At 71.1% G+C, this 10843-nt stretch carries 8 protein-coding genes; 4 read left to right on the top strand and 4 right to left on the bottom strand.

All coding sequences use genetic code 11. The annotated features are described in order from the left end of the window. Nucleotides 1-79: 79 nt before the first annotated feature. The 4 genes from catC to FPZ12_RS37665 are packed head-to-tail and all read right to left on the bottom strand — an operon-like array spanning nt 80 to nt 3251. On the bottom strand, nt 80-358 hold the full coding sequence (gene catC / locus FPZ12_RS37680; RefSeq protein WP_144756074.1) for a muconolactone Delta-isomerase: 279 nt from the start codon (nt 356-358) through the stop codon (nt 80-82). A gap of 4 nt (nt 359-362) precedes the next feature. Next, complete coding sequence (catA, locus tag FPZ12_RS37675) at nt 363-1214, bottom strand: catechol 1,2-dioxygenase (RefSeq protein WP_144756071.1); 852 nt, start codon at nt 1212-1214, stop codon at nt 363-365. A 28-nt stretch (nt 1215-1242) separates the two neighbouring features. Beyond that, nucleotides 1243-2346, bottom strand: coding sequence for a mandelate racemase/muconate lactonizing enzyme family protein (locus FPZ12_RS37670; protein ID WP_144756068.1), 1104 nt, complete (start codon nt 2344-2346; stop codon nt 1243-1245). After that, complete coding sequence (locus tag FPZ12_RS37665) at nt 2343-3251, bottom strand: LysR substrate-binding domain-containing protein (RefSeq protein ID WP_144756065.1); 909 nt, start codon at nt 3249-3251, stop codon at nt 2343-2345. Before FPZ12_RS37665 ends, FPZ12_RS37670 begins: the two co-directional genes overlap by 4 nt. A 211-nt stretch (nt 3252-3462) precedes the next feature. Here FPZ12_RS37665 and benA point away from each other — a divergent pair, with 211 nt between their 5' ends. The 4 genes from benA to FPZ12_RS37645 are packed head-to-tail and all read left to right on the top strand — an operon-like array spanning nt 3463 to nt 10586. Beyond that, the gene (gene benA, locus FPZ12_RS37660; RefSeq protein WP_144756061.1) at nt 3463-4812 is read left to right on the top strand and encodes a benzoate 1,2-dioxygenase large subunit; all 1350 of its coding nucleotides are present in this window, start codon (nt 3463-3465) and stop codon (nt 4810-4812) included. Then, the gene (gene benB / locus FPZ12_RS37655) at nt 4809-5321 is read left to right on the top strand and encodes a benzoate 1,2-dioxygenase small subunit (RefSeq protein ID WP_144756058.1); all 513 of its coding nucleotides are present in this window, start codon (nt 4809-4811) and stop codon (nt 5319-5321) included. The genes benA and benB overlap by 4 nt, the downstream gene beginning before the upstream one ends. Before the next feature lie 10 nt (nt 5322-5331). Beyond that, a complete protein-coding gene (benC, locus tag FPZ12_RS37650) occupies nt 5332-7956 on the top strand; it encodes a benzoate 1,2-dioxygenase electron transfer component BenC (protein ID WP_144756055.1) in 2625 nt (874 codons plus the stop codon). Nucleotides 7957-7982: 26 nt separating this feature from the next. Beyond that, complete coding sequence (locus FPZ12_RS37645) at nt 7983-10586, top strand: helix-turn-helix transcriptional regulator (protein WP_144756028.1); 2604 nt, start codon at nt 7983-7985, stop codon at nt 10584-10586. Nucleotides 10587-10843 lie beyond the last annotated feature (257 nt).

The following is a 10843-nucleotide window of genomic DNA, read 5'->3' as shown; positions in this document are numbered from 1 at the left end:
GGGCCAACACGTGCGCGGGAGGGGCCAACACACGGAGACCGGGGGTGGGCCCGCCCCCTGCGGCCGGGCCCACCCCCGGTCAGTCCACTTTGGATGGATGCCGCGCGAGCGCGGTGACCCGGATGTCCATGTACGGGAACAAGGGCAGCGCCGACAGCAACCGGTGCAGCTCGTCGTTCGACTCGACATCGAAGATCGAGAAGTTGGAGTACTCGCCGACGATCCGCCAGATGTGCGGCCACTTCCCGGCCCGCTGCAGCTCCTGGCTGTACGCCTTCTCCCGCGCCACGATCTCGTCACGGACGGCCGGGTCGAGGCCGGGCGGGAGGTGGACGTCCATCCGCACGTGGAACAGCATCCGCTCAGCTCCGCTCGGGGTCGAGGACGAAGTCGTAGGCGATGGTTTCGCCGTCTCCGGCCGGTTTCGGGTCGAGGATCAGCTCCGGCTTGACCGCGGAGGCGATGTCGTCGTCGTTGTGCGCGTCGCCGGGGAAGTACAGCTGCGCGGTCAGCAGTTCGTGCCCTGGCGCGGAAACCTTGACGTGCAGGTGCGCCGGGCGCCACGAGTGCCAGCCCGCCGCGGCGATCAGCTTGCCGCAGGCGCCGTCGGTCGGGATCTGGTACGGCGCGGGCCGCACGGTGTGGATCTCGAACCGGCCTTCGCCGTCGGTGGTGAAGGTGCCGCGCAGGTTCCACTCCGGGATGCCGGGCGCGAACTGCGAGTAGAAGCCCTCGTCATCGGCGTGCCACAGCTCGACCTTCGCGCCGCCGAGCGGGCTGCCGTCGGTGGAGCGGACCTGCCCGGTCCAGGTCAGCGGCGTGCCGGGTTCGTTGTCCCGCATGGGAATCGTGCCGGTCGAGCCCTGCTCGGGGGCGTCGGGCACGTAGTACGGCCCCTCGATGGTGCCCTTGTTGCCCTCGCGGTGTTCGGTGGCGACGTCCTCGACCACGTGCTCGACCCAGACGTCGAGGAACAGCGGCCATTCGCCGTCCTCGCCGACGCTGATCAGCCACGACTTGAGCGCGTTGTACTCGTCGTAGGTGACCTTGTGCCGCCGGATGGTGTCGTGCACGGCCGACAGCACCTCGCGCGCGAGCAGGTCGACGCGCTCGGGCGGGGTGCCGCCGCCGTACGCCTTGTCGCTCTTGAACCGCGCGGTGGCGCCCGCGCCCGAGGCGGCCGCGGTGGCGGTTTCGTGGTGGGTGGCGGTCATGGGATCCTCCTTGATTCCTTGCTGCCGCTCAGCGGTCCTGGCGGTAGTGGGCGAGCTTGTCCGGGTCGATTTCGGCCCCGAGTCCCGCTCCTGGCCGGATGGCCAGCTCACCGCCGCGGATCTCGAGCGGTTCGGTGAGCAGGTCGTCGCTCATGTCGAGGAAGTTCGACAACTCGCCGGCACGCCGCGACGTGAGCTGGTACGCGGCGCCGAAGGCCACGGTGCAGGCGGACCCGAGCTGGCCGTCGATCTGGTTGCCCATCACGACTTCCAGGCCGAGCCCTTCGGCGAGGTGGTGCGTGCGCTGCGACTGGGTGAACCCCGTGCGCGCGGTCTTGATGCTGATCGCGGTGGCCGAGCCGCCGAGGATCTCGCGGGTCACGTCGGCCGGGGTCACCGCGGACTCGTCGGCGATGAACGGCACGTCGAGCTGCGAGACCAGCCAGCGCCTGCCGAGCACGTCGTCGGCGGGGCACAGCTCCTCGGCGAAGGTCAGCCCGAGATCGGCCATTTCCCGCATCGCGCGGGCGGATTCGGCGGCCGTCCAGCCGCGGTTGCCGTCCACGTACAGCTCGACCTCGTCGCCGAACCGCTCCCGCAGCGCCCGCACGATGGCGGTGTCCAGCGAGACGGGACGGCGGCCGACCTTCACCTTGAACGTGCTGATGCCGTGCGTTTCGCGCATCCGCTCCGCCTCGGCGACCATCGCCTCCGGGGTGTCGAACCCGAGCATGTGCGAAACCCGCATCCGGTCGGTGAACCCGCCCAGCAGCTCGGTCACCTGCACGTCGAGGGTGCGGCCCAGCGCGTCCCACACCGCCATGTCGACGGCGGCCTTCGCGGCCGGGTTGCCGACCGTGCGGGCGAGCCGCGCGCCGATCACCTCGCGGTCGAGCAGGCTCAACCCGGCGATCTGAGGGGCGAAGATCTGCTCGATCACCGCGACGATCCCGGTCTGCGTCTCGCCGTAGGTGAACGGCCGCGGCGGCGCCTCCGCGATCCCGGTGATCCCGTCGTCGGTGTGCACCCGCACCAGCACGTGCTCCGCGGCGTGCACCTCACCGGAGGCGAACTTCAGCGGTTTGCGGTACGGGATGGCGAACGGGATCGCCTCGATGCTGGTTATCTTCACGGACTCACCTCGGCGGCGTTCGGTTCGGGGATCAGCGTTTCCTCCAGGACGTCGAGTACGGCGCGCACCAGTGAGGACTCCTCGTCCTTCCGCCAGGCCAGCGCCAGCTCCACGTGCCCGGCGTCGGCCAGGTCGCGGAACACGACCCCGGCCAGCGGGAGCGTGCGGGCCGAGGCGGGCGCCATCGCGACCCCGAGCCCGCCCGCGACGAGCGAGAGCAGCACCGCGGTGCCCGGCGCCTGGTGCTCGGTGTGCGGGGTGAAGCCCGCGGCGCGGCAGGCGCGCGCGATCGCCGCGTTGACGACGGAGTCCTTGCCCGCGTACGAGATGAAGTCCTCGTTGCGCAGGTCGGCGACGGACACCACGGGTTCCACGGCCAGCCGGTGGTCGGCGGGCACGACCACGACCAGTGGCTCGCTCTCGATCGTGCGCAGCTCGATGCCGTCGCCGCGGGCCGGCGGGCGGAGCACGCCGAGGTCGAGCGATCCGGCGCGCATCCCGTCGCACTGGGCCGGGGTGAGCAGGTCCGCGTGCACCTCGACGGCCACCTCGGGCAGCTCCTGCTTGAGCGCCCGCGCGATCCGCGGGAGGTGGGAGAACGCGGCGGTGCCGGTGAAGGCGAAGCGGACCAGGCCGCGCCGCCCGCCCGCGATCCGGCGCACGCCGCGCACGCTGTCGTCGATCGTGCCCAGCACCCGCTGTGCCTCACCGCGCAGGAACTCCCCGGCCGGGGTCAGCGCGACCTGCCGGGTGGTCCGGACGAACAGCGGCGCCCCGAGCTCGTCCTCCAGCTGGCGGATCGCCTGCGACAGCGCGGGCTGAGCCATGTGCAGCCGCTGCGCCGCCCGCCCGAAATGGCAGGTGTCGGCCACGGCGGCGAAGTACCGCAGATGCCGGAGCTCCATCGCCGGACCTCCCTTCTGGTGCGATTGATTCACCGTAGATACGGATATTGCGACAACACAAAGACTAATTTCCGTCGCATTGATAGGCAGGACCAATCAAACACACCCTGGGTCAGGACTGGGCATTTGCCTGGTGTGACCTCGGCCGCTCCCCGTCACAGTCAGGGGAACTACGCCGATCAAAGCCGATCCACGGCGGTGGGAGGACTCAATGACCGAGACCCAGGAGCATCTGTCGGCCGTGCTCGCCGACGCTCTCGTCGAGGACCGCGAAGCGGGGATCTACCGCGCGAACCGCCGGATCTTCACCGACGAGGAGATCTTCGAGCTCGAGATGAAGCACATCTTCGAGGGCAACTGGATCTACCTCGCGCACGAGAGCCAGGTGGCGGAGCCGGGGGACTACTTCACCACCTACATCGGCCGCCAGCCCGTCGTGATCACCCGGGGCAAGGACGGCGCGCTGCACTGCCTGATCAACGCCTGCGCGCACCGCGGCGCGATGGTCTGCCGCCGCAAGACCGACAACCGGATGACGCTGACCTGCCCGTTCCACGGCTGGACGTTCCGCAACGACGGCTCGCTGCTCAAGGTCAAGGACCCCGAGGGCGCGGGCTATCCCGGTGCGTTCAACACCGGCGGCTCGCACGACATGGTCAAGGTCGCCCGGTTCGACTCCTACCGCGGGTTCCTCTTCGGCAGCCTCAACGAGGACGTGCTGCCGCTGACCGAGCACCTCGGCGACGCCACCAAGATCATCGACATGCTGGTGGACCAGTCCCCGGAGGGGCTGGAAGTGCTGCGCGGCGCGTCGAGCTACACCTACGACGGCAACTGGAAGGTCCAGGCGGAGAACGGCGCAGACGGCTACCACGTCACCGCGACGCACTGGAACTACGCGGCCACCACCGCCCGGCGCGGCACCGGCGAGTCCAAGAACGAGACCAAGACGCTCGACGCCGGCAGCTGGGGCAAGTCCGGCGGCGGCTACTGGTCGTTCCCGCACGGGCACCTGTGCCTGTGGACCTGGGCGGGCAACCCGCAGGACCGTCCACTGTGGAACCGGATGGACGAGCTGAAGCGGGAGTTCGGCGACGCCAAGGGCGAGTTCATGGTGCGCGGGTCCCGGAACCTGTGCCTGTACCCGAATGTCTACCTGATGGACCAGTTCTCCACGCAGATCCGGCATTTCCGGCCGGTCGCGCCGGACCGGACCGAGGTCACCATCTACTGCATCGCGCCGAAGGGCGAGAGCGCCGAGGCCCGCGCGTGGCGGATCCGGCAGTACGAGGACTTCTTCAACGCCTCCGGCATGGCCACCCCGGACGACCTGGAGGAGTTCCGCTCCTGCCAGCTCACCTACCGCGCCACCGCCGCCCCGTGGAACGACCTGAGCCGCGGCGCCGAGCACTGGCTGAGCGGCCCCGACGAGGTCGCGCGCTCGCTCGGCCTCGACGGCGTGGTCTCGGCCGGGGTGAAGAACGAGGACGAGGGGCTCTACCCCGTCCAGCACGGCTACTGGCAGCAGACGATGCAGGCGGCGATCGAGGAGGGCCGATGACCACCACCACCGAGCCGAGGACCATTACCCAGCACGACATCGAGCAGTTCCTCTACCGCGAGGCCCGCTACCTCGACGACCGCGAGTTCGAGAAGTGGCTCGACTGCTACGCCGACGACGTCGTCTACTGGATGCCCTCGTGGGGCACCGACGATCTGCTCACCGAGGACCCGCAGACGGAGATCTCGCTGATCTTCTACCCGAACAAGGGCGGGCTCGAGGACCGCGTGTTCCGCATCCGCACGGAGCGCTCGAGCGCCACCTCGATCCCGGAACCGCGCACCAGCCACAACATCTCGAACGTGGAGCTGATCGAGCGGCGGGGCGAGATCGTCGACGTGCGGTTCAACTGGCACACCATGTACTTCCGCTACCAGACCGTCGACCCGTACTACGGGACTTCGTTCTACACCATCGATTTCTCCGGCGAGAGCCCGTTGATCCGGCGCAAGACGGTGGTGCTCAAGAACGACTACATCCACCACGTGGTCGACGTCTACCACTTCTGAGGAGGACGTCATGACCCACCAGGTCGCACTGTCCTTCGAGGACGGTGTCACGCGCTTCATCACGTGCGCGCCGGACCAGACGGTCGCGGACGCGTCGTACCGCCAGCGCATCAACATCCCGCTGGACTGCCGGGACGGCGCCTGCGGGACCTGCAAGGCGTTCTGCGAGTCGGGCGAGTTCGACGGCGGGAGCTACATCGACGACGCGCTCACCGAGGGCGAAGCCGAGCAGGGCTATGTGCTGCCGTGCAGCATGAAGCCGAAGTCGGACCTCGTGCTGCGCATCGCGAGCACCTCCGCGGTCGCCAAGACGCAGGCGGCCACGTACCCGGCGCGGCTCACCGCGCTCGACAGGCTTTCGCCGACCACGGTGGCGCTGACGGTCGAGACGCCGGAGCGGGACAAGCTCGCTTTCCTGCCGGGCCAGTACGTCAACATCGCCGTGCCCGGCACCGGGCAGACGCGGTCGTACTCGTTCAGCAACGCGCCCGAGGACAAGCAGCTGACGTTCCTGGTGAAGCTGACCCCTGGCGGGGTCATGTCGGACTACCTCACCGAACGCGCCCAGCCCGGGGACGAGCTCGAATTCACCGGCCCCAACGGCAGTTTCTTCCTGCGCGAGACCGAACGCCCGGTGCTGCTGCTCGCGGGCGGGACGGGGCTGGCGCCGATCCTGTCGATCGTGCGGACGATGCGGGCCGCGGGCTCGACGCGCCCCGCGCACCTGATCTACGGCGTCAGCACCGACGACGACCTGGTGGAGACCGGCACCCTCGCCGAGCTCGCCGCCCAGGTCGAAGGGCTGACGTGGGACTACTGCGTGTCCGATCCGGACAGTGCGGCGCCCAACAAGGGGTACGTCACCAGCCTGATCCGCGACGAGCACCTCTACGGCGGCGACGTCGCGGTGTACCTGTGCGGGCCGCCGCCGATGGTCGAGGCCGTGCGGAAGCACTTCGCCGAGCGCGGGGTGGAGCCGACCGGTTTCTACTACGAGAAGTTCGCGCTCTCGGCCGCCGCCGCGCCCGTGGCCGCATCCGTCGCCGCGCCCGTCGCCGAAGCGGAGCCCGAGCCCGAGCCGGTTCCCGAACCGGCCCCAGACCTGCCTGCGCCCGCGGTTCCGGGTGGCCGCGGCGTGGCGGGGCAGGCGCTGTTCCCCGCGATCGAGCTCGAGCCGTTGCGCGCCCAGTCCCCGCGCGTGCCGGCCGAGGAGGCTGCCGCCGCGGCCTCGATCGCGGGGCAGCGCCTGTGGCCCGGCACCGGGTCGGGGAGTCGCCTTCTCGACCCTGGTGAGCCCGAACTTCCCGCCGTGGCAAGGAAAATCGCCGGACAGGAGATGCTGCCCGGCGCCGGGATCGAGCCGCTGGCGGCGCCGCGCGGGTACGAGATCGGCGAGGAACACCCGTCGGTGCACGAGTCCGACGCCGTCTTCGAGGCCCGGCAGGCGCTCGAACTGGGGGCCGTGGAGATCACCATCGGCAGGCTTTCGCAGTCCCAGCTTTCGGGTTACCGCTTGCTGGCCGAGGCGACGGTGCCCTATGTGGACGGTGACCGGTTCGTCGACGCGGCGGCCTACACCGAGACGAACGCGGCCTTCCACGACTACCTGTTCACGCTCACCGGCAACGAGCATCTGCTGCAGGCGTACCAGGCGCTCGGCGTGAAGGGGCACATGGAAGAAACCCTGCGCCGCGCCACCTGGTGCCATCCGCGCTGCACGCAGGACCACCTCGACATCGTCACCGCGTTCGAGGCGGGGGACCGGGCCACCGCGCGGCGGCTGGTCGCCGAGCACGCGGAGCGGTCCAAGATCACCACCCGGCGCGCGATGGCGGGCACGGAAAGCGGGCCGAAGTTCGTCACGCCAGGGCGGTTCGCGGGCAAGGTCGTGGTGGTCACCGGCGCCGCGCAGGGCATCGGTGAGGCGGCCGCCCGCCGGATCAGCGCCGAGGGCGGGCTGCTCGTGCTGGCCGACCGCGCGAACCTGGTGACCGAGTTGCCGGCGCAGCTGCCGAACGACGCGCTGGCCGTGCTCGCCGATCTGGAGACCCCGGAAGGCGCGCGGGCGGTGGCCGAGGCGGCGGTGAACCGGTTCGGCCGGGTCGACGTGCTGGTCAACAACGTGGGCGGGGCGATCAACTTCAAGCCGTTCACCGAGTTCACGCCGGCGCAGATCGAGGCCGAGGTCCGGCGTTCGCTGCTGACCACGCTCTACGCCTGCCACGCGGTGCTGCCGTCGATGGTCGCGGCCGGCGGCGGGGTGATCGTCAACGTGTCCTCGGCGGCCACCCGCGGCATCCACCGGGTCCCGTATTCGGCGGCCAAGGGCGGGATCAACGCGCTCACCGCGTCGCTCGCCTTCGAGTACGCCGAGGCCGGCGTGCGCGTGGTCGGCACCGCGCCGGGCGGCACGGAGGCGCCGCCGCGCCGGATTTCCCGGGGCACGCCGGTGGCGGAAACCCCGCGGGAACAGGCGTGGTTCCAGGCGCACATCGACCAGACAGTGCGGTCTTCGCTGCTGAAGCGGTACGGCACGCTGGACGAGCAGGCGGCCGCGATCGCGTTCCTCGCCTCCGACGAGGCCTCGTACGTCACCGGCACGGTTTTGCCCGTCGCGGGCGGCGACCAGGGGTGAAGCCCCCACGCGGCTATCGTGATGAGGTGAGCGATGGCGCCCTGATCGGCCGTGACGACGCGCTCGCCGCGCTGCGGCGAGAGGCGGGCTTCGTCCTTGTCACGGGTCCGCCAGGGGTGGGCCGGAGCGCGCTGCTGGAGGCGTTCGCCGCCGCCCACCCCGGACCGGTCCGCCGTGCGACGGCCACGCCCTGGGAGAGCGAGCGGGCGTACGCGGTCGCCGATCAGCTCGTGCCGGGGATCGGCACGGACCCGGCCGGGATCGCCGCCGTGACAAGCGAAAGCGGCACGCTCGCGGTGGTGGACGACGCGCAGTGGGCCGACGCCGAGTCCGTGCGGGCGCTGGCGTCGACCGTTCGTCATCATCCGAAAGCGCGGTTGCTGATCGTCGCGGCCGCTCCCGCCGCGACGGATCTGCTGCGGCAGGCCGCCACGGCGGAGGTACCGCTCGCTCCGCTCAGCGCCGTCGCGGTGGGCGAACTGGCCGCGGCGCGGGGAATCCTCCTGCACGCGTCGATGGCGGAGCGGCTCACCAGACACACCGGAGGGATCCCGCGCCACGTCGTGGATCTGCTCGCCGAGGCGCCGCGCGACATCTGGAGCCGGTTCGACCCCGACCTGCCCGCGCCCGCCGGGGTGGCGGCGCGCGTCGGTGAGGCGCTCGCGGGCTGTTCGCTTCAGGCGCGGCGGATCGTGGAGGCGGTGGCCGTGCTCGGCCCGGCGACAGCCGTGCGGGATGCGGCGTTGCTGGCCGGGGTCCAGGACGATTTGCTGGCAGTGCTCGACGAAGCATGCGGCACGGGACTGGTCGCGCTCGGGCCGCGCGGGCTCACCGAACTGGCGCCCGCGGACCCGATGGTGCGCGCCGCCATGCTGGTGGCGCTCGGCCCCGCCACGGCGTCGGAGTTGCATCGCCGCGCCGCGGAGCTGGTCGACGACCCGGTGCGGAAACTGCGGCTGCTCGTCGCGGCGACGCCGTTGCCCGACGCCGCGCTCGCCGACGAACTCGACGAACTCGCCGGAGTGCGCGCGGCCGACGGCGCCTGGGGCGTCGCGGCTTCGTTGCTCAGCGATGCCGCGCGGCTGACGGAAGACAGGCTGCAGCGCGAAAGCAGGCTGACTCGGGCGGTGGACGCGTTGATCGGCGCCGGGGACGTACTCGGCGCCGGAGCGCTGGTGCCCGAAGTCGAGGGCCTGCGCGAAACCCCGCTCCGCAACGCGGTTCTCGGCTATCTGGCGATCGTGCGCGGCCGCCGCGCCGAGGCCGAAGCGCGGCTCGCGCGCGCGTGGGCGCTGGTGAACGCCGAGCGAGAACCGGATGTCGCGGCGCTGATCTGCCAGCGTTACGTGCTGCATTTCCTGTCGTGCTGCCGTCCGGGCGATCTTGTCACGTGGGCGGACCGCGCGATCGCCTTCACGGGCGCCGACGAACCCGCCGCGGTGGAGGCGGCGGCGATCCGCGGGCTGGGCCTGGCCGGGCGCGGCGAGGCCGAGAAAGCGTTGCGGGAGTACACGGAACTGGCCGAGCGCGTCCAGCATGGCGCGCAGACCCAGCGGATCGTGATGGCGCGCGGCTGGGTCGGGCTGACCCGCGACGCGGTCGACGAAGCGCAGGCGGATCTCAAAAGTTCCGTCCCCACCACGGTTCTCGGCGGGTCCAGCCGGATTTCGCTGTGGGCGGGCGCGTGGCTCGCCCGCGCGCGGTTCCTCACCGGCGACTGGGACGACGCCGTGCACACCGTCCGCGAAGCGCAAGCTGTGCTCGACCACAGCGGCATCGCGCTCGTCGGGCCCTTGCTGCAGTGGACGGCGGTCGCCGTGCACGCGCTGCGCGGTGAGACCGAACTCGCCGCGGAAGCCTTGCGCCGCGCCGATTCCGGCCCCGACGACTACGAGATGATGCGCGTGCCGCTGTGCCTGGCACGCGCCCAGCTCGCCGAGGTGCGCACCGACGCCGCGGCCGTGCTGCGCGCGCTGCGGCCGTTGACGAGCCCGCGGGTCGGATGCTCGATCGACGAGCCGGGCCAGTGGCCGTGGGCGGACATGTACGCGCACGCTCTGGTGATCGACGGCCGCTACGCCGAGGCCGACGCTTTCCTTGTCCCGCACGAGAAACTCGCCGCCGAGCGCGGGCTGGCCTCGGCTCGCGCCCGGCTCGCGGCGGCCCGGGGGAGGCTCGAAGGCACCACCGGTGAACTCGATCGCGCGAAGGCCAGTTTCGGGGTGGCGCTGGAGCTGCTGGAAGGCCTGCCGCTGCGCTACGACCGCGCGCGGATCGAGTTCACCCGGGGCCAGATCCTGCGCCGCGCCGGGAAACGCCGCGAAGCCGACGAGGCGCTGACCACCGCGCGCGAGACGTTCGCTGCGCTCGGCGCGGTGACCTATGTGGACAAATGCGACCGAGAGCTGAAGGCGGGCGGCGTCCACCTGCCCCGCGGCGAACGCGGCCACGACGAGCTGACCCCCCAGGAGACGGCGGTGTCGCGGCTGGTCGCGAAAGGACTGTCCAATCGCGACGTCGCCACCGAGCTGTACCTGTCCACCAAAACGGTCCAATACCACCTGACCCGCGTCTACGCGAAGCTCGGCATCCGCTCCCGGGCGGAGCTGGCCGCCCGCCTCAACAGCTAGCCAACCAGGCCGGCCCCGCCATGTTGGCCCCTCCCGTGCGCGTGTTGGCCGTCCCGGTCGGTGTGTTGGCCGTTCCGGTTCGTGTGTTGGCGAGTCCGCTGACGCCAGGGGCCAACGCATCGACGTGACGGGCAAATATGCCAACGGGAGGGTCGAACGTGAGCTGCCAGCACGCCCGCCGAAGGGGCGAACACGCGGACGTGAGCGGCCAACACGCCAACGTGAGGGGCCAACATGCGGACGTGAGGGGCCAACAC

It is taken from the genome of Amycolatopsis acidicola (assembly GCF_007713735.2).
In the GTDB taxonomy this organism is placed as follows: Bacteria; Actinomycetota; Actinomycetes; order Mycobacteriales; family Pseudonocardiaceae; genus Amycolatopsis_E; species Amycolatopsis_E acidicola.
The sequence above is the reverse complement of the archived record's forward strand: the minus strand, read 5'-3'. Positions and strand labels throughout refer to the sequence as shown.